The sequence below is a fragment of the Thermoanaerobacter sp. CM-CNRG TB177 genome (assembly GCF_018588165.1).
GTDB classification, from domain to species: domain Bacteria; phylum Bacillota; class Thermoanaerobacteria; order Thermoanaerobacterales; family Thermoanaerobacteraceae; genus Thermoanaerobacter; species Thermoanaerobacter thermocopriae.
On sequence record NZ_JAFCAC010000018.1, the window covers coordinates 13,538 to 33,577 of the forward strand.

Consider the following 20,040-nt stretch of genomic DNA (forward strand, 5'->3'; position numbering starts at 1 on the left):
GTTTTCTTTTTCTGTAATTATGAGGAGTGTGAAGTACTCAGAAGAATTCCCAAGCCCAAAAAAGATTAATAATAAAATGAAAATTCCCTTTTGTTATGGTATAATTTATATAAAAAGACAAGCAGGAGAAGGATATGTTTAAAAAAGCTTTGTGGTTTGTACTGACTTTGTGTATATTTTCCTTGCCAGCTTCTACTTACAATGAAAAATTTACAATGCCAAAAGAAGACATAATTTTTATTCCTCTTGACAGCCGGCCTGTAAATACCCAAAATGTAAGCCTTTTGACAAATATGTGGGGGAAAAACTTGATTTTGCCTCCACAAGATGTACTTGATGACTACACAAAGCCGGGAAACTTTGAAGCGCTTAATGAATGGCTTAATGAGGTTATTCCTAGAAGTAACGTTTATGCTGTTGTAATATCACTGCAACAGTATTTGAATGGAGGCCTTATAGCATCCCGTGATATCAAAAACTATAAAGATTATGAAGAAAGACTTTCGCTCCTTTATAAATTTTTGACAGAGAGTGAAATCAAAAATATAATCATATTTTCAATAATACCTCGCATTACACCTACACAATTTTCCGACTACCAGTATGTAAAATACAGTGACAGACTAAAAGAATTTTCAGAGTTATCTGATAAAGTTGACCTTTTTAATCAAGAAAAGGATAAAGCCAGCCTTGAAAAAATAAAAAAAAGCATACCAGCTGATGTGCTTGCTAAGTACACTGAACTTTTTGAGTTAAATAAAGGAATAAATGAAAAGCTCATTGATTGGACAAAAGAAGGATATATAAAAACATTAGTAATAGGCATTGACGACACACAGAAGTTTAGCATGTCAAATATGGTGGCGCGAAAACTTAACCAATATGCGAAAACACAGCAAATATCGAATAAAGTATACGTACTCCATGGCGCTGATGAAATTGGCATGGAGATAACGGCAAGGCTTGCAAATGAGTACTACAAGCAAATTCCTCGTTTTAATGTCGTTTATGACGTAAAAGACCCTGATAAAGTTATTTTGCCTTATGAAGGAGCAGACCTTAAGAAAATTGTAGAAGAAAAAATTAATTTTATAGGAGGAAAAACCGATTCAAGTGGCGAATGTATATTATATGTCCATACACATGAAAATTTAGGAATAAAAAACGACATACAAAAATATAAAAGTAAAGGACAAATTTTCGGAATAGCAGATGTTGCATATGTTAATATGGCGGATAAAAAGCTAATCAACGTGCTCTTTGACTTAAATCCCTTAAGCTTTCTCTATGCGGGCTGGAATACTCCTAGTAACACAATAGGGACAGTCATATCTGAAATGTCTTTAAAAATGGTCCTTGACAAAAGCGTACTTCCTTCTTACAAAGAAGAAGACGCTATAAAAAGCTTTATAGCTTTCTCCTTTATACGTTATGCGGACGACTTTGCCTATCAAGCTGATGTAAGAAATAAAATGTACAAATGGGCAGAGTCAAACCACATGGCAAAAGATAACATAGACAAAAAAACTGCAGATAAAGAACTTTCAATAAAGATGAAGCCCCTTATTAATACAATAAAGGGAAAATATATTGGAGAACTAGTAAAGGCGGGAAATAGCTCTGTTGGCATAAAAGATATAGAAGTGAAAGTAAGATACCCTTGGAACAGAATGTTTGAAATAGAAGTTTTACCTGATGTAACTTTACAAATCCAAAGATAAAGTTGTGGAGGTTTAAGATGAGAAAAATTAAACAGATTCTACTATTGATTTTAATTTTTACTTTTACCTGCTCTTCTTTTACCCCTGCAAGAGCAGAGCAATTACTTAGCAAAAACTCAAATGTGAGAGTTCTAATTGAAGTAGATGACTATAAACTGTCAAAATATGAGCCTGCAAAAGGTACATATCTTGGAGCTTATGTATATCAAGACACATTAATAAATGGGGACATGAAAAAATTTAATGAGCTTACAGGTAAAAAGCATGCATCCTTTTTCATTTACGTCGGATACAAAAGCCCATTCCCTCAAAAGTGGATTGACCAGTTAAAAGAAGTAGGTGCGGCTGCTCATATAGCATTTGAACCTAATGGTGGCTTAGACCAAGTAAAAGATGATGAATATTTAAGAAGTTTTGCAAAAAAATTAAACGAAGCTGGCATACCAGTATTCTTGCGATTTGCATCTGAAATGAATGGAGACTGGACAGCCTATAGCGGCGATCCTAAAAAATACATAGAAAAATGGCGACTTGTCCATGATGTGATGGAAGAAGAAGCACCAAATGTCATGATGGTGTGGACTGTATTTACATTCCCACAATCAAATATATTGTCATATTATCCAGGGGATGATTATGTAGATTGGGTTGGAGTAAATATATACAACGTAATTTATCACAATGGCAATATAAACCTAAGAGCAGACCAAGAAGACCCGTTGGAGTTATTAGATTATGTTTACGACACATTCAGTGAAAGGAAGCCGATACAGATTTCTGAATTTGGCGCTACCCACTATACCATAACTGACGGGAAATACTATGAAGACTTCGCAATTGAAAAGATAACCCGCATGTACAATGGCTTAAAGACAAAGTATCCGCGGGTTAAATCTATATTTTACTTTGATGTGAATAACTTGGTAAATGCGCCTGAAGGAAGAAAAATAAACAACTATGCTATAACGGACAACGAAAGAATTTTAAAGACCTATTCTAATCTAATCAGTGACCCATACTTTTTAAGTGATGTAGGGCCTAATCTTGAAGGAACTGTAAACAATGAGTTTATGGTGGTAAAAAACGGAATTTTAGTATTAAATGGAAAAGCTTTTGTATCCTCTGTTGTATTGCAAAAATACATGAAAGCGAGAGTATTTTGGGATTCTCAAAACAATAAATTAACTGTTTCAAAGGGTAGTAACGCCATTACAGTTGATATAAAATCCTATAAAGACATAGCGAATGGTCAAAAAGGAGCCTTCCTCTCAAACGGCACCTCCTACTTCCCTTTAACAGAAATAGCTCAACAAATAGGCTATGCAGTGAAATGGGATGGGAATGAAAAATTGATTAAGGTGGAATTCAATAAAGACTCAAAAGAAATGTTAAATTAATATTACAGAAATATTACAAATTGGTAACATTTATTGACTCATTAAATACCTAATGCTATAATATAATCAGGTTGTTTGCCAATGTTGGAAGAATTAACGATATAAAACCATAATATTTCAGGAAGCATCTACAAAATTATTAAAGATTTATTACAGTTTTATTACAAAATAGTAACATTTATTGACTTGTAAACATTGCATTGCTATAATTACTTTGTGAGAGGGAAATAATTCATATGTAGCCTTTCTGATGGCTACAGAAGAAACCTTTTACAAAAAGAGGTTTGTTCTGTGGTCACCTTTCACAGGTTGACTACAGTCTTAAACAAAAGCTATCAAGCAGTTTAATCAAAATAAGGAATCTTAAAAGGGAGGGATGTAAGGGGAAAAGAGGAGGATGATTTTCAAAAACGACAGAATGTGAAAAACTACATAAAAAATAGGAGGTAGAGTAAATGTTAAAGAGAAAGTTATTGGCTTTCGTAATTGTTGTTGCTATGCTTATGAGCATAATGGCACCAGGATTTGCGTTCAATTACGTGACTGCACCTGGTACAACACCATCTTCTTCTAATACTGTGTTTAGCCCTGGAACTACAACGCAAAGTGATTACACAGTAGTTTTTGAGAAAAACACAGCAAAAGTAGGAGATATGGTTTCATTAGTCATTAAAGTTCTTGACAAAGAAGGAAAAGTTGTAACAGATAAGAAAGTGTTAGAAACTATCTATAAGAGTGGACTTACATTAAATGCAGATCCTCGCACATTAGTTTTTGACACCAACAGGAGTGGCTGGATCGATACAAATGATGGTTCTTTAATAAGTGCAACTGTTAATGATGCAGTATATCAGACAGCATATCCTGTAAATAACATTACAACCACTGATATAAGAATTCTACCCAGTTCTGATGTGACAGGCTTTGTAGTTGCATCTCCAGGAACAGTACAATTTGGTTTTATAAGTGCAGGACAGATGTCCTTCTATGTAGCTAATTATGGTAGAGTATGGGTTACTGGTAGCCCGTCAATAATAATAGATGGACAAAGCAAAAGTGTGAACTACGATGATGCAAGACTCTATTTAAGCGGTGCAGCACCAAATGTCAGTTATTTAAGTGGTAATACAAATCCGCTTGAAACATATCCTGAAACTGTATTGATTACTGTACCCGGAGCTAATTACAATTCTGCTGCAAAAGCTGTTTTAACTAAAGATGATAAAGTACTAGCAATAATTGATTTAGTAAATAGCGCTAAAAATATTAACAACGCTAAAGATATTAACAACGATGGTATAGTAGATGGATATAAAGTAGTATTGCCACCAATGTCTGCAGGTCACAAATATGTTTTGACAGTATACAATGAGGTAAATTATTCTAATTGGGAGTTTGGATATGGAAGAAATTACTATTCAGTAGGGGCTGTAAATATTACACCACAAGCTGCTAAATTTGAACTGGTAGCTCCTGCTGATAAGGTACTTGCTGCAGGTATTAGCGATCCTGTAACTTTTACATTAAATGACAAATTACCTAATGGCAATACAAGTGCTGATAATAAGAACCTGGCAGTTGATTTTGCTAAATTTGTAAGATTCACAGTATTAAAATCTGATAATAAAACAAAAGATACAGAGGTAAAATATGTTGACGCCAATGAAAAGATAGCAAATGGTTCATGGTATCTGGTAACTGATGATGGCTTAAAAGCTGTTTCATTAGATACCAATAACAATATTGTGTTAGGCGATCCTGTAGCTAATAGCTATGAGAAGGATTCAGGCAAAATAACTGTAAAAGCTAAAATTCCTAATGGAGATTATCTCAAAATAGAAGCCGCTTATACTGACTATGTAGGTAACTTGTATGAGGTTAAAAAATTGCAAGATTTCGAAGAGACATTTGTAGTGGCTAATTTAGAAGCTAAGCCAGGAACTCTCACAATGGAACCTTCTACAATAAACGCTAATGAATACAGAAATGTCAAATTCACAGTAAAAGATGTACATGGCAATCCGGTATCTGGTGCAGAAATTAAATTCAGCTCACCAATCGTATATCTTGGTGGTACAGGTTCTACAGCAGTTGGTAACGTTGGAACTGCAGTGAAGACTGGTGATGATGGCACAGTAACAGCAACATTGTTCTCAGCATTTCCAACAAGCATAGCAGTTTCAGTAAGTGTACCTGTTGAAAAAACACTCACATTAACAATTAATCCAAGCCAGCAGACTGGTGCAACAGTTGTATTCACAATAGGCTCTGACAAATACACCGTAAATGGTGTAGAGAAGACAATGGATGCAGCTCCATATGTAAAAGATGGAAGAACATTAGTACCTGCAAGATACATTGCTGACGCTATAAATGCTCGGTCATACTATGATCAGGATACAAAAGTAGTAACCTTCGTAAAAGGCGACACAATAGTTAAGTTCACTCTTGGCAGCAACAAGATGCAGGTAATCAAGAATGGAGTAGTAGTTGCAACACAGACAATGGAGACAAAAGCTACAACAGTAGATGCATCTGGTAAGGATGTAGGAAGAACCTTCATACTTGCAAGATACTTAGCAGAAGCATTTGGATATAAAGTAGATTATGCAAAAGATGCATCAGGGGTAGAGACAGTAACAATCTACTAATAATTGTAAAATGAAAAGCCCGACGCCTTTAGCGTCGGGCTTTTCATAAGGAGGGGTAGTTAACTATTGAGACTAAATAAAACTTTTTTGGCATTTGCATTGATTTTTATATTTTCTTTCTCTTTGATAAAAGTAGATGCAGCTAATAGCTTTTCTGATGTACTGGCTGATTCTCCTTATTATAATGCTGTTATGAGACTAAAAAGTCTAGATATCATAAGTGGAAAAACTGAAGGCACTTATGGGGTTAATGATCCTGTTACAAGAGCTATGATGGTAGTATTTATAAACAGGATATCTGGATACAGACAGGAAGCTGAAAAGTACAAATACCTGCCACCTGCCTTTAAAGATGTACCTAAAAATTATTGGGCAATAGGAGATATAAATCTTGCCGCAAAGTTAGGCTTTGCAAGTGGAATAGGAAATGGTCTATTTGACCCTAATAGTAAGGTCACTTATGTGCAGGCCCTTGGCTTTGTGTTAAATGTCCTGGGTTATAAAAACTTAAAATGGCCTGAAGGCGTTTTGGAAAAAGCAAAAGAAATTGGACTTACAGAAGGCATAAATTTAAATCCTAACGACATTATAAAAAGAGGCGATTTAGCTCTTATTCTAAACAAAGCATTGGACTGTCAGCTTGTAACTCCTAAATAAAATCCATCTATTTATTTAAACAGGCTTTATGCCTGTTTTATTTTTTACCCATTGACAAATCAAAATCGGTAGTATATAATCAAAATTAAGCAAAAACAATCACATTTGAGCGGGATAATATTGAATGGATGTGAATGAATATGAGTATATCTGATAGGATGTTTGGTGAGGAGAGACGCTTAAAGATTGCAGAAATTATAAGCAAAGATAAAAGTATCAGTGTTTCTGAGCTTAGCAAACTTTTTAATGTTTCTGAATCTACAATAAGAAGGGATTTACATGTGCTAGAGGAAAAGGGTTTCATACAGAGGACTCACGGTGGAGCGATATTGAATGTTGGCACTCACTATGAGCCTACATTTTTTGAAAAAGAAGATGTAGAACTTGAGGCAAAAAGGAAGATAGGTAAAATTGCTGCATCAATGATAGAAGAAGGAGATTCTATAATTTTAGATGCCGGTACTACTACTCTTGAGATAGCGAGAAATCTTAAGAATATGAAACTTACTGTTGTTACAAATTCTCCTCTTATCGCGATAGAGCTTTCAAAATACGAAGATATTGAGCTTATTGTCACAGGTGGTATACAGAGGTGGAAGACTAAGGCTTTAGTCGGTCCTATTGCTGAAATGGTGATAAGACAGTTTAAAGTGGATAAGGCTTTTATAGGTACAAATGCTATATCTTTTGAGGACGGGCTTATGACCCCAGACTTAATTGAGGCCAATACCAAAAAAGCGATGATTGATGCAGCAACCGAAGTTTATGTAGTGGCTGACCATACTAAATTCGGTAAAAAGTCTTTTGTTAAATTTGCAGATATAAAGGACATTACGGCAATAATAACAGATGATGAAATTGACTATGAGATAGTGAGAAAATACGAACAGGCAAATATAGATATAGTAAGCTTTGGAAAGGATGAAAATAATGATAACGACAGTAACAGCGAATCCGGCGATTGACAGGACAATAATTGTTGAAAACTTAAAAGTCGGTTCTGTAAATAGGGTAATCCGCTCAAGAGTGGATGCTGGGGGAAAAGGTATAAATGTGGCTAAAAACCTTAAAAATTTAGGAGACGATGTTATTGCACTCGGTTTTATAGGACCTAATGCTAAATATATAATCGATTGTTTAGAAGATGAAGGTATAAAAACTGATTTTGTAAAGATAAAAAACGAGACAAGGACAAACATAAAAATTTCTGATATTTCAAGGGGAGAAGTCACAGATTTAAATGAATATGGTCCTCATGTAAGCGAAGAAGAAATAGAGCTACTTAAAAAAAGTATATTTAAATATGCTAAAGAGTCAAAAGTGCTTGTGCTCTCAGGAAGTTTACCACAAGGAGTGCCAAAGACTTTTTACAAAGACATAATTAGAGAAGTAAAAAGCGGTGATTTGAAAATAATTCTTGATGCTGACAAAGAAGCGCTTTTGTATGGTATAGAAGAAAAGCCTTACATGATAAAACCTAATGTGCAGGAGTTAGAAGATGCAGTAGGCAAAAAGCTTGAAAGTTTAGAAGAGGTTATTGAAGAAGGGAAAAAGTTGAAGGATTCAGGCATAGAAATAGTTGCGATTTCTATGGGAGGCCGCGGTAGTGTTGTGATAACAAAGGAAGGGATATATAGGGTAAAGCCTGTAAAAGTTGAAGTAAAAGGTACAGTTGGGGCAGGAGATGCCTTTGTTGCAGGCTTTGCCCATGGAATATATAAAGGACTTCCGATTGAGGAGACTATAAAAATAGCTGCAACTTTAGCTACATCAGTTGTAATGAAAGAAGGGACAAGGGCAGGCACTATTGAGGAAGTAAATGCATTAAAAGATAAGATTGAAATAGAGAGGATAGAAAGGTGAGGGAAATGGAAATAAAAGATGTATTGGATGAAAAAATGATGGTTTTTGACCTAAAAGCAAAGGACAAAAATGGGGTATTAAAAGAGTTAGTAGGTGTTTTAAAAGAAAATGGAGTTGTAGAGGATGAAGAAGGATTTTTAGAAGTGGTGAAAAGAAGAGAAGAAGAGTTTTCTACAGGTATAGGCTATGGGGTGGCAATACCACATGGTAAAAGTAGGCTGATAAAAAAGGTCTCAATTGTATTTGGCAAATCTCGTGAAGGAATTGATTATAACTCAATGGATGGTAAACCGGCACATTTATTTTTCTTAATTGCTGTGCCAGACAATTCTGATGAGCTGCACCTTAAAGTTTTGGCTGAGCTTTCAAGGTCATTAATGCATAAGGAGGTGAGAGAGGAGTTAGAAAAAGCTTCGACACCTGAGGAAGTCATAAACGCTTTTAGAAAATAATTTTTAAAGAAAGGGGATTAGTTATGAAAAAGGTAGTTGCTGTTACGGCCTGCCCTACAGGTATTGCCCATACCTATATGGCAGCGGAAAATCTTCAGATGGCAGCCAAAGAGATGGGAGTAGACATAAAGGTAGAGACGCAAGGTTCAATAGGTGCAGAAAATCAGCTTACTGAGGAAGATATAAAAGCTGCAGATGCTGTAATAATAGCAGCGGCAACTAAAGTTGACAAATCGAGATTTGCAGGAAAACCTATACTTGAGGTACCTGTCGAAGAGGCTATAAAGAATGCGAAAGGACTTATTGAAAAAGCTCTGAAGATGGAAAAACCAAAAGACTATGTGGAAAAAGTAGAAGAAATTCATAGAGAGAGGTCAGCTCAAAGAACAGGCGCATACAAACACTTGATGACAGGCGTTTCTTATATGATACCTTTTGTAGTTGCAGGCGGTATTTTAATTGCGCTTTCTTTCTTCTGGGGATATAAAGCCTTTGAGGTGGAAGGAACTCTTCCTTGGGCTTTGATGAAAATTGGCGGCGGCTCAGCCTTTGCATTGATGGTTCCGATTTTGTCAGGTTATATAGCATTTTCTATAGCAGATAGACCTGGCCTTGTACCCGGTATGGTAGGCGGTATGCTAGCAGTATCTACTGGAGCAGGATTTTTAGGCGGCATAATTTCAGGATTTTTAGCAGGATATACGATAGTTTATCTGAAAAGGTTAATAAAGCTTCCTAAAACATTAGAAGGTTTAATGCCAATACTCATATTGCCGGTATTATCGACTTTGATAGTAGGATTACTAATGATATATGTAATTGGTTCTCCAATGAAAGCTATAATGACATCTTTGACTGCCTGGCTTACAGGAATGAGCTCTACAAATGCAGTTATTTTTGGAGCAATATTAGGACTTATGATGGCTTTTGATATGGGTGGTCCTGTAAACAAGACAGCTTATACTTTCGCAACGGGTCTTTTAGCATCAAATGTTTTTGCTCCAATGGCAGCAGTAATGGCAGCTGGTATGACTCCTCCACTTGGACTTGCTCTTGCAACAGTTCTTTTTAGGGATAGATTTACAAAGGAAGAGATAGAAGCAGGTAAAGCAGCATGGGTTTTGGGTGCTTCCTTTATAACAGAAGGTGCTATACCATTTGCAGCGGCAGACCCCTTAAGAGTGATACCTTCTATAATGGTGGGTTCTGCTGTAACAGGTGCTCTTTCAATGCTTTTCCACATTGAACTTCGAGCTCCTCACGGAGGTATATTTGTAATACCAATAGCCGTGTCAAACCCCCTTCTTTACATTGGAGCAATAGCAGTAGGAACTGTGGTTACTGCTCTTATGATAGCCTTGCTTAAAAAGAAAGTTCAATAAAAAATAAAAGATTAAGGGGTAAGCAAGAGCTTGCCCCTTAATTTTTTATTTGCATACAGTTTAGGTATCGCTATGATAAGCATTAAGCAAGATATAAAAATAAAAAACTTAGAAAGAAAGTCAAGCTTGGCCAAGTGCGGTGGTGGAAAAATAGGAATACTCAAAAGTCATTGCCTAAGGAAAATGGATTTTGTACTTTTACTTTGCTAAAATACAGGCCTGAATTTAAATCTTCGCTCCATATTATATTACAATCCAGGTTGATTGCACTAACGATTATAAGCGAATCCCAGAAAGAAATCATGTAGCGTTGTGAAACTTTAATTGCGTCAAGTATATCTTCAAAATCTATTATATTTAGTTTCCAACTCTTAAAAGCTGAAATAATTTCTGCTGCTTCAGCTGGAATCAAAGGTTTTTTTACTTTTCTTGTAATTGTTACATAAAATTCTTGAAGCACTTGTGTGCTTAAGCATCCATTTCTTTCGTACCATAATTCTTTTAGTAGTTCTTTTGCAATTTCATGTTTTTTACCAGCAGATACATCATGAGCGTAAACTAAAATATTTGTATCTATGAACTGCAAATTTCTATTATCTTTCATATAAATCTTCTCTCCTCCAGGTAACTTTTCCCTGTGTACCTAAATCAAAACCTTTTTCTAATATTTTTATATGATATAACCTGGCATTTTCATAAGAGTCTTCTTTTTTTACTATTTCTTCTAACGTTTCTGTTAAAAGCCTAGATACAGATGTATTTTTATCTATAGCTATATGTTTTATCCTTTGTAATAAATTTTTAGGTAAAGACAATGTGATGTTCTGTGTTTCTATTTTTTGCCTTTCTCTATTCATAATATCACCTCCACGTAATTTAGTATAACACATTTTTACGTGTAAATCAATTGTTATGTTAACAAATGCATAGATATGGCCAAGGAAAATTTATATGGTAAAGAACGTGAAATTTTGCTAGGTACAATGATAGAGAATGACAAAGAAAGCAAATAGAAATAAAGAAATTGGGTAAAAACTTACCCAATTTCTTATTCTATATCTATTTTTCTTCCCTTTGGCTTACTTGGATGTAATTTTGGCATTGTGATTTTTAGAATGCCATTTTCAAATTTAGCAGTAGTTCTTTCAGGGTCTACTTCCGCAGGTAGTTCTATTCTTCTGGCAAAACTTCCGTAATATCTTTCTCTCATGTAATAATTTTTATTTTCTCTTTCTTCATCTACTGTGGTTTGTCCTTTTATTTCCAATATGTTGTCATAAACATTTATTTCAATGTCTTTTTTGTCAACGCCTGGTAGTTCAGCTGTTGCGACTATTTCTGTTTCAGATTCGGTGATGTCTACTCTTGGCCGAGAAAATAGACCTGAAATAGAGGGGAAGTTTACATCAAAAATGCTTGGCAAATTTCTAATATTAAAATCAAATGGCCAATCCCACCAGTCACGTCCTCGCCTCATTAAACTCATTTACATCACCTCCATATTTTTCTATTATTTATTATATCACATTGATTAAGTTTTGCAATTATTAGGTTTCTCAAAATCTTCACATTTAATTCTTACTTTTTTATTCTTTTTATGTTAAAATTTATAAGAGTGAGACTGACGATGTCAAAAAGGAAGTGATTGGATGCGTCCAGATGAAAAAGATGTAAGTAAGTTGTACTTTTTTGTCATGTTACTTTTCATAACAGTGGGATATTTGGTGCAAAAGGCTTCTTTATATATAGGTATAGTCATCACAGAATTTTTTCTTGTTTTACTGCCTGTTATTCTTTATCTTTTTTTAAAAAAATACGATGTAAAATATGTTTTAAGGTTAAATCCTATAAAAGGGGAACAAGTTTTTTTAGTGATAATAATAGCTATTTTAGGCTGGATAGTATCGGGTTTTTTTGCACTTTTGACAAATTATTTTCTATCTAAATTGGGTAAAATTCCCGTTATTCCTATACCTGCAGCTTCCAATATACAAGAACTTTTTATTCAAATTTTAATATTTGGAGCTGTAGCTGCCTGCTGTGAAGAAATATTTATGCGGGGACTTGTTATGAGAAGTTTTGAAATGAGGGGTTCTATAAAGAGTATTTTTATAACCGCTATATTCTTTGCAATGCTTCATTTAAATGTACAAAATTTTTTGAGTATACTTTTTCTCGGTAGTTTATTGGGATATGTGGTGTATAGAACTAATTCCATATATGGGGGAATGATAGGCCATTTCACAAATAACACTATTTCTGTTTTGCTGTCCTATTTCATAGCACAACAAAAGTTAGGAAAAACAACTTCATTACAACAGGTAGATATTCCATTTATTGTTGTTATTAGTTATGGGATTTTTGCATTATTTGCTGCTATTCTTTTGTATGTGCAATTAAGATATTTGAGGAAAGTAACTGACCCATATGTTATCCGCGGTACTATAAAGTTAAAAGAAGACTTACATATTTTCTTGCATTGGCCTGTACTTTTATCAGTGTTAGTATTTTTGTATAGAATTACTGAGCAGATATTAAAAATAGCTGGGGTTATGTAAGGAATGCTTAAAAGAAAATGAAAACTGTTGACGTAAATAAAAGAATAGTATAGAATAATAGATAGAAAAGATGCAATCGGTTTCATTTTGAAGGTGGTGGTATAATGAATGTTACGATTAAAGATGTGGCAAAAAGGGCAAATGTTGCTCCTTCTACTGTTTCAAGGGTTATTGCGGATAATCCTCGTATAAGCAAAGAGACAAAAGAAAGAGTTTGGAAGGCAATGGAGGAATTGGGGTATTATCCAAACGCCATTGCCAGAAGCCTTGCAAGTAAAGTGACAAATACTTTGGGACTTATAATGCCTCGCTCGACAGAAGAAGCTTTTTCGAATCCTTTTTTCCCTGAAGTTATGAGGGGAATAAGTGTTGTTGCCCATAAAGAAAAGTATGATTTGCTTTTGTCGACATCTGGAAATCAAGAAGAGGAAAAAGAAGCGGTTATAAATATGGTAAAGGGCAAACGAGTAGATGGAATAATTCTTTTATCTTCTCGTACAACCGATGAACTTATACCTTGGTTGAGAGATGAGAAATTTCCTTTTGTAGTTATAGGTAAACCTTTGGATGCCAAAGGTGTGTATTGGGTCGATAATGACAATATAGGGGCTTCTAAACTTGCTACTAATTACCTTATTAAACATGGGCATAAAAAAATTGCTTTTATAAGTGGTTCATTGGAATATGTAGTGAGTTTAGACAGATTAGACGGTTATAAACTTGCACTTGAAGAAAATGGGATATCTTTTAATAGAAAGTTGGCGGAACAGGATGATTTTTCAGAAGACGGTGGATACAGGGCGATGATGAGAATTTTGGATAGAGAAAAACCTACTGCGGTTGTTGTCACTGATGATATTATGGCATTTGGTGTTATAAGGGCTGCAATAGATAAAGGATATAGAGTTCCTGAGGATATATCGATAGTAGGGTTTAACAACATCCCCTTGTCAGCTTTTGCAAATCCGCCTCTTACCACAATAGATATTTCTACATTTGATTTGGGTATTAAGTCTGCAGAGCTTTTGATTGCTAGGTTAAAGCAAAAAGAAATTGACACAGACCACATCATTGTACCTGTAAAGCTTGTAGAAAGGAAATCTTGTGTTGCAAGATAAAAAGAGCAGACTTCTCAAGTTGAAGTCTGCTTTTAAAAAAATTTATAAGGAGGTGTTTTTTATGATTGGGACTACCAAACTCAATATTGAGGAAATTTATAAAAATGAAATAGAAAAAATAAAAAATCAGATTATTAAACAGTTTAATCCAGAAAAAATAATTTTATTTGGTTCCTGTGCTGCAAATATGATAAAGTTTGATAGCGATATAGATTTATGTATTGTTATTGATACCGAAAATAAAAGAAAAATTAAAACAGAACTATATGGTATTGAACACAGTATTCCACTAGATGTAGTAGTTTACACACCGGAAGAATGGAATAAACACATAAAGAGCAAGCAAAGTTTTGCTTATATAATAAATTCAGAAGGGGTTGTTTTATATGACAGACAGTAAATATTATCAGGATTGGTTTAAAAAAGCAGAACAAGACCTGAGAGCTGCTGATATTCTTCTAAGATTTGAGGATATATATGATACAGTAGCATTTCATTGCCAACAGGCTGTAGAAAAATACTTAAAAGGATATTTGATATTTTGTGGTTCTTCTATTAAAAAGACACATGATTTAACTGTGTTATGTAATATGTGTACTAATTATAATGAGGGTTTTAAAGATTTTTTTGACGACTGCAAATTTCTAACTGTTTTTTATAATGAAATTAAATATCCACCTGCTGAAACTTATGAAGAAGTTACAAAAGAGGAGGCACAAAAAGCATTTGAAATAGCTCAAAAGATTAGAGGCTTTGTATTAGAACAAATTAATAGTTAGATATATAAAATTAAACAAAATGATTTCACCTTACTAGAAGTAATTAGTGAAATCATTTTGAATGAATTCCGTATTTTTACATTCCTACAGCTTTTTTATAGTCTTTTAGGAACATTTCTCCTACTTCGTAGATATTTCCTGCTCCAATTGTTAATACTAAATCGCCTGCTTTTGCATTTTTGTTTAAATACTCCATTATAGAGTCGAAGTCTTTTAAGTACAAAACATCCTTCCCTTTTTGAGAGATTAGTTCCACTAAATCTTTAGAAGAAACAATTCCTGTATCTTTTTCTCTTGCGGCGTATATGTCCGCTATTATTATTTTATCTGCATTGTCAAAGGATTCCGCAAACTCATTGAGCAAGGCTTTAGTTCTAGAGTAAGTGTGGGGCTGGAATATACAGATAATTCTTTTGTGAGGATAGTTTTTTGCTGCTTCTAAAGTCGCTTTTATTTCAGCAGGGTGGTGAGCATAGTCATCCACAATTGTTATGCCGTCTACTATTCCTTTTATTTCGAATCTTCTATGAGTGCCTTTGAATTCAGTTAAATAATGAGAAGCTTTTTTTATGTCGATTCCTACAAGGTGACTTACTGCCAAAGCTGCTAAAGCGTTGTAAACATTATGTTTTCCGGGTATTGACAATTTGAAATTGCCCATATATTCCTCTTTATAATAAACGTCAAAAATAGCACAGCCTTTATCATCAAACCTTATGTTTTTTGCTTTCCAATCACTATCTTTGTAAATACCATAAGTAACAATATTTTTATTTAGCCCATTTACAACATACATAGTGTTTGCATCGTCTTTACAGGCTACTACGTATCCATCTGGTGGAACTAAACTGGCGAATTGTCTAAAAGATTGTTTTATGTTGTCGATATTTTTGAAATAATCTAAGTGGTCTGAGTCAACGTTTAGGATGACAGCTATGTAAGGACAAAATTTTAAGAAACTATCTGTATATTCACAGGCTTCTGTGACAAAATATTCACTGTTTCCAACTCTCACATTTCCTCCTATTACATCTACTTCTCCACCTACTAAAACTGTAGGGTCATATCCCATACCATCGAATATTACGGATATTAAAGATGTAGTAGTTGTCTTTCCATGACTTCCAGAAACAGCAATGCCGTATTTGTATTTTTTCATAATGAGGCCTAAAAGGGTAGCCCTGTCTATAGTAGGTATATTTAATTCTTTAGCTTTTTGATATTCAGGATTGTCTTCATGGATAGCAGCCGTATACACTACTAAATCGGCACCTATGACACTGTTTTCATTATGAGGTATTGTTATAACTGCTCCTTCCTGTCTTAATTTTTCAATTATATGAGAATTTTTTATATCCGAGCCTGTTACTGCATGACCGTTATTCAAAAGTATATGAGCTAAACCGCTCATACTTATACCGCCAATTCCTATAAAATGTACTCTTTTGAAGTTCTCAAGGTTTATATTCATAATTAATCGCCTCTCTCAGTTCTTATTAACTATTATTGCCTTTTCATGGTTAAAATATGATTAAAGCTTGTCAAAGGGAACAAATATTTTATAAAAAAATTATATCACATATTGCAGAAAAATGAACTTTTAAATATAATTTTGGTATAAAATTTGTATGTGTGGAGGTTATTTTTTATGGATAAGTACAAACGGTATGAGCGATTGGCAGCAATCGTTAAGATATTTAGTGAAAATCCCAATACCCTCATAAATTTAGAATATTTTATGAATTTTTTTGGCATAGCCAAATCTACTGCCTCTGAAGATATCGATATTTTAAAGAATGTGATAGAAAAATTTAATTTTGGCAAATTAATTACATTGCCTGGAGCTGGTGGTGGAGTAAAGTACATTCCTATATCTGATATTAAAAGTTATTTGCCCTTTGTAGAAGAAATAAAGGAAAAGTTAAAAGACCCTTCTAGAATAATTCCCGGTGGGTTTCTATATACTGCCGATTTAATTTATTCTCCCAATATTGTAACAAAAATTGGTGAGATTTTAGTGCTTCCTTTTTTGGATAAGGAAGTTGATGCAATTGTAACTGTGGAGACCAAGGGTATACCTATTGCCTTAATGTGTGCAAGGACGCTTAATGTTCCACTTGTAATAATTAGAAAAGATAGTAGAGTTACAGAAGGATCTTTTGTGTCTATTAATTATATTTCTGGTTCTCAAAGGCACATACGCTCTATGTCTTTGGCTAGAAGGTCTTTACAGAAAGGTTCTAAAGTATTATTGATAGATGACTTTATGAAAGCAGGTGGGACGATTAAAGGTATGATGGAGCTTATGGAGGAATTTGACGCTGAAGTGGTTGGTGCAGGAGTTATGATTTCGACGGAAAAACCGGAGAATAAGCTGGTAGATAATTACATTTCAGTTTTCGTGTTAAAAAATATGGAAGAAGACAAAAATATAATTGATATTGAAATAAGTGATTGGATATTGAAAGGTTAAAAGGAATAAAAATTTTTTAAAAATTTTTCAGGATTTTAGTTTTTGCTGAAGGAAATTTTAATTTTGTGGCGAATATTTATAAAGTAAAAGGTTTTAATGTAGGTGGTGGACACGCCGAAATTACGCTTGTGGAGATTGCAAAAAAGATAAGCGATCGATGAAACAAGAAGCTCAAGAATTAGAGCAGTTCCACAATGCTAACATAGGTTTTAACTTCAGGAAGGTGGTGAGCTTATGGAAATTACAGACGTAAGGGTGAGAAAACTTAATGAGGAAGGCAAAATGAAGGCTGTAGTTTCTGTAACCTTTGACAATGAATTTGTAGTTCACGATATAAAGGTTATAGAAGGCCAAGATGGGTTGTTTATTGCTATGCCCAGCAGAAAGACTCCTGGAGGGGAGTTTAAGGATATTGCTCACCCTATAAATTCAGATACAAGAAATAAGTTGCAAAGCGCTATACTTAAAGAATATGAAAAGGCAAAAGAACAGGGAGCTGCACATAAGGAATAAAAAGGAGCTTGTCTCCTTTTTATTTTTTTTGTTGAACTTTGTTGCAATTATAGTTAAAATAGTATAGGATATCAGAATTAAATTTAAGAGGGTGTGGAAAAATTGGAAGGGCTAGTGACGCTTATTTTAGCTGCAGGGCTAGGGAAAAGGATGAAATCTAAGCATCCTAAGGTGGTTCATAAAGTTTGTGGCAAACCGATGATAGAATGGGTAGTAGATGCGGTAGAAGAAATAGGAAGTAGCGAAGTGATTGTAGTAGTCGGACACAAAGCAGAAGAAGTTAAGGAAGTTTTAAAAGAAAGAGTGAAGTATGCTTATCAACAAGTGCAGTTAGGGACGGGCCATGCCGTAATGATGGCGGAGGACTTACTCCCTGATGAAGGGAATGTAATGATTTTGACAGGAGATACTCCTCTTATTACCTCCAATACCTTAAAAGAATTAATAAATTTTCATATTAAAGAGGGCAACAGTGTTACTATTTTGTCTTCAGTATTAGAAGACCCAACCGGTTATGGGAGAATAATAAGGGATGGAAGTGGAAACGTTATAAAAATTGTGGAAGATAAAGATGCAACAGAAGAAGAAAAACGCATCCATGAGATAAATTCTGCCATGTACGTTATGGATATACCCAAACTGAAGAAGGCATTAAGGAGAATAACCAATAATAACGCACAGGGTGAATATTATCTGACGGATGCTGTGGAAATTATAAGAGATATGGGTGGAAAAATTGGAGCTTTTACTGTATCATCAGAAGAGATAACGGGAGTAAATTCAAGGGTGCAACTTTTTGAAGCAGAAAAAATAATGAGAAAACGGATTAATTATCGTCACATGGAAAATGGAGTAACAATAGTGGACCCCGAGACCACTTATATAGGAGCTGATGTGGAGATTGGAGCAGATACTATAATAATGCCTGGTTGTGTTATAGAAGGGAAAACTAAAATAGGGAGTGATTGTGAAATAGGGCCTAATTGTAGGATTGTTGATTCAGAAATTGGTGATGGATGTAGTATAATGTATTCTGTAATACTCTCTTCAAAAATAAAAAATAATGTTAAAATCGGGCCTTTTGCTCACATAAGGCCAGAAACTGTGATACAAAGTAATGTCAAAATAGGGGATTTTGTAGAGATAAAGAAATCTATAATTGATGAAGGAAGTAAAGTTCCTCATCTTACCTATGTAGGAGACGCGGAAATTGGTAAAAATGTCAATATGGGATGTGGATCTATTACAGTCAACTATGATGGGAAACAAAAGCACAAGACAATAATAGGAGATAATGTTTTTGTGGGGTGTAATGTAAATCTTGTAGCGCCAGTGAAGATTGGAAGTAATGCTTATGTCGCTGCTGGCTCAACTATAACAGAGAATGTTCCCGAAGGAGCCCTTGCCATAGCCAGAAGTAGGCAAACCAATAAAGAAGGTTGGGTTCAGGAAAGAATAAAAAAAGGGAGGCTTTAAATTAAATGGCAAGATATACTAATTCTCTCAAGATTTTTACTGGAAATTCAAATCCTAAGTTAGCCAATGAAATAGCAGAGCATTTGGGGCTTAAGCTTTGTGACTCAGAAGTAGGGACTTTTAGTGATGGCGAGATTAGTGTAAAGATCGGCGAAAGTGTAAGAGGGGCAAGTGTTTTTGTGATACAGTCAACTTGCGCACCTGTCAATAACAACTTAATGGAATTATTGATAATGATTGATGCTTTTAAAAGGGCGTCTGCAGCTGAAATTAATGCAGTTATACCTTACTATGGTTATGCAAGACAAGATAGAAAAGCAAAGCCGAGGGACCCAATTAGTGCTAAGCTTGTAGCCGACCTTATAACTGCAGCAGGAGCTCACAGAGTTGTTACAATGGACCTGCATGCTCCGCAGATACAAGGGTACTTTAATATTCCTGTTGACCATCTTTTAGGAGGGCCAATACTTGCGAAATATTTTCTTGAAAAAGATTTGGGAGATGATGTTGTAGTTGTTTCACCAGACCATGGCAGTGTGACAAGAGCTAGATATTTTGCAGAGAAACTTAATGCTCCTCTTGCAATTATTGACAAAAGAAGGCCAAAAGCCAACGTAGCAGAGATAATGAATATAATAGGTGATGTTAGAGGGAAAAAGGTTATTTTGGTAGATGACCTTATTGATACTGCTGGTACGTTGGTACAAGGGGCGGAAGCCCTTATTGATAATGGTGCTACTGAAGTTTATGCTTGTGCAACCCATGGGGTGTTGTCAGGACCTGCCATTGAGAGATTGAAAGAATCGCCAATAAAAGAATTGGTTATTACCGATACAATTCCTCTTACCGAAGAGAAAAAAATTGAAAAAATTAAAGTGAGGTCTGTAGCTCCTTTGTTTGCAGAAGCAATTTTGCGAATCCACGAGGGCATGTCTGTCAGTAAATTGTTCGAATAGGCACTTATGGTGCCTTTTTTATTATTATCCTTAAATTTTATGAT

General features: G+C 34.7%; 20 protein-coding genes. 16 read left to right on the forward strand and 4 right to left on the reverse strand.

Annotated elements, in window-relative coordinates; all coding sequences use genetic code 11:
* Window positions 1-134: 134 nt before the first annotated feature.
* From I4N53_RS01140 to I4N53_RS01175, 8 genes are all read left to right on the forward strand, one after another.
* Window positions 135-1,721 carry a DUF4127 family protein gene (locus tag I4N53_RS01140; RefSeq protein WP_214495384.1) on the forward strand — a complete coding sequence of 529 codons (1,587 nt, stop codon included), beginning with the start codon at window positions 135-137 and terminating at the stop codon, window positions 1,719-1,721.
* Between the two features lie 17 nt (window positions 1,722-1,738).
* A complete protein-coding gene (locus I4N53_RS01145) occupies window positions 1,739-3,118 on the forward strand; it encodes a stalk domain-containing protein (protein WP_074592563.1) in 1,380 nt (459 codons plus the stop codon).
* A 455-nt stretch (window positions 3,119-3,573) separates the two neighbouring features.
* A complete protein-coding gene (locus tag I4N53_RS01150; protein ID WP_051421919.1) occupies window positions 3,574-5,769 on the forward strand; it encodes a stalk domain-containing protein in 2,196 nt (731 codons plus the stop codon).
* 66 nt (window positions 5,770-5,835) lie between these two features.
* The gene (locus I4N53_RS01155) at window positions 5,836-6,426 is read left to right on the forward strand and encodes an S-layer homology domain-containing protein (protein ID WP_028992288.1); all 591 of its coding nucleotides are present in this window, start codon (window positions 5,836-5,838) and stop codon (window positions 6,424-6,426) included.
* Between the two features lie 134 nt (window positions 6,427-6,560).
* The gene (locus I4N53_RS01160; protein WP_214495385.1) at window positions 6,561-7,391 is read left to right on the forward strand and encodes a DeoR/GlpR family DNA-binding transcription regulator; all 831 of its coding nucleotides are present in this window, start codon (window positions 6,561-6,563) and stop codon (window positions 7,389-7,391) included.
* On the forward strand, window positions 7,357-8,289 hold the full coding sequence (pfkB, locus tag I4N53_RS01165) for a 1-phosphofructokinase (protein ID WP_214495386.1): 933 nt from the start codon (window positions 7,357-7,359) through the stop codon (window positions 8,287-8,289). The genes I4N53_RS01160 and pfkB overlap by 35 nt, the downstream gene beginning before the upstream one ends.
* A 5-nt stretch (window positions 8,290-8,294) precedes the next feature.
* Window positions 8,295-8,741, forward strand: coding sequence for a PTS sugar transporter subunit IIA (locus tag I4N53_RS01170; RefSeq protein WP_038002095.1), 447 nt, complete (start codon window positions 8,295-8,297; stop codon window positions 8,739-8,741).
* A gap of 23 nt (window positions 8,742-8,764) precedes the next feature.
* Window positions 8,765-10,123, forward strand: coding sequence for a PTS fructose transporter subunit IIC (locus I4N53_RS01175; protein ID WP_028992291.1), 1,359 nt, complete (start codon window positions 8,765-8,767; stop codon window positions 10,121-10,123).
* A gap of 160 nt (window positions 10,124-10,283) precedes the next feature.
* On the opposite strand, the gene I4N53_RS01180 is transcribed toward I4N53_RS01175, so the two are convergent.
* From I4N53_RS01180 to I4N53_RS01190, 3 genes are all read right to left on the reverse strand, one after another.
* Complete coding sequence (locus I4N53_RS01180; protein ID WP_214495387.1) at window positions 10,284-10,727, reverse strand: PIN domain-containing protein; 444 nt, start codon at window positions 10,725-10,727, stop codon at window positions 10,284-10,286.
* A complete protein-coding gene (locus tag I4N53_RS01185; RefSeq protein WP_012996149.1) occupies window positions 10,717-10,980 on the reverse strand; it encodes a DUF6364 family protein in 264 nt (87 codons plus the stop codon). The genes I4N53_RS01180 and I4N53_RS01185 overlap by 11 nt, the downstream gene beginning before the upstream one ends.
* A gap of 191 nt (window positions 10,981-11,171) precedes the next feature.
* Window positions 11,172-11,609 carry an Hsp20/alpha crystallin family protein gene (locus I4N53_RS01190; RefSeq protein WP_012996148.1) on the reverse strand — a complete coding sequence of 146 codons (438 nt, stop codon included), beginning with the start codon at window positions 11,607-11,609 and terminating at the stop codon, window positions 11,172-11,174.
* A 163-nt stretch (window positions 11,610-11,772) separates the two neighbouring features.
* On the opposite strand from I4N53_RS01190, the gene I4N53_RS01195 reads away from it, so the two are divergent.
* From I4N53_RS01195 to I4N53_RS01210, 4 genes are all read left to right on the forward strand, one after another.
* The gene (locus tag I4N53_RS01195) at window positions 11,773-12,681 is read left to right on the forward strand and encodes a CPBP family intramembrane glutamic endopeptidase (protein WP_214495388.1); all 909 of its coding nucleotides are present in this window, start codon (window positions 11,773-11,775) and stop codon (window positions 12,679-12,681) included.
* A 104-nt stretch (window positions 12,682-12,785) separates the two neighbouring features.
* Window positions 12,786-13,799: a LacI family DNA-binding transcriptional regulator gene (locus tag I4N53_RS01200; RefSeq protein ID WP_012996146.1), complete on the forward strand. Its 1,014-nt coding sequence runs from the start codon at window positions 12,786-12,788 to the stop codon at window positions 13,797-13,799.
* Window positions 13,800-13,860: 61 nt separating this feature from the next.
* The gene (locus I4N53_RS01205; protein WP_214495389.1) at window positions 13,861-14,199 is read left to right on the forward strand and encodes a nucleotidyltransferase domain-containing protein; all 339 of its coding nucleotides are present in this window, start codon (window positions 13,861-13,863) and stop codon (window positions 14,197-14,199) included.
* Entirely contained in the window at window positions 14,186-14,578 is a 393-nt protein-coding gene (locus I4N53_RS01210; protein ID WP_214495390.1) for a HEPN domain-containing protein, read from the forward strand. The genes I4N53_RS01205 and I4N53_RS01210 overlap by 14 nt, the downstream gene beginning before the upstream one ends.
* Before the next feature lie 76 nt (window positions 14,579-14,654).
* On the opposite strand, the gene murC is transcribed toward I4N53_RS01210, so the two are convergent.
* A complete protein-coding gene (gene murC, locus I4N53_RS01215) occupies window positions 14,655-16,049 on the reverse strand; it encodes a UDP-N-acetylmuramate--L-alanine ligase (RefSeq protein ID WP_214495391.1) in 1,395 nt (464 codons plus the stop codon).
* 177 nt (window positions 16,050-16,226) lie between these two features.
* On the opposite strand from murC, the gene purR reads away from it, so the two are divergent.
* The 4 genes from purR to I4N53_RS01235 all read left to right on the forward strand — a co-directional run bounded on the left by purR (window position 16,227) and on the right by I4N53_RS01235 (window position 19,996).
* Entirely contained in the window at window positions 16,227-17,051 is an 825-nt protein-coding gene (gene purR / locus I4N53_RS01220) for a pur operon repressor (RefSeq protein ID WP_012996142.1), read from the forward strand.
* A gap of 234 nt (window positions 17,052-17,285) precedes the next feature.
* Window positions 17,286-17,564, forward strand: coding sequence for a septation regulator SpoVG (spoVG, locus tag I4N53_RS01225; RefSeq protein ID WP_012996141.1), 279 nt, complete (start codon window positions 17,286-17,288; stop codon window positions 17,562-17,564).
* A gap of 102 nt (window positions 17,565-17,666) precedes the next feature.
* Window positions 17,667-19,040: a bifunctional UDP-N-acetylglucosamine diphosphorylase/glucosamine-1-phosphate N-acetyltransferase GlmU gene (gene glmU, locus I4N53_RS01230; protein ID WP_214495392.1), complete on the forward strand. Its 1,374-nt coding sequence runs from the start codon at window positions 17,667-17,669 to the stop codon at window positions 19,038-19,040.
* 5 nt (window positions 19,041-19,045) lie between these two features.
* Entirely contained in the window at window positions 19,046-19,996 is a 951-nt protein-coding gene (locus I4N53_RS01235) for a ribose-phosphate diphosphokinase (protein WP_012996139.1), read from the forward strand.
* The last annotated feature ends 44 nt before the right edge of the window (window positions 19,997-20,040 follow it).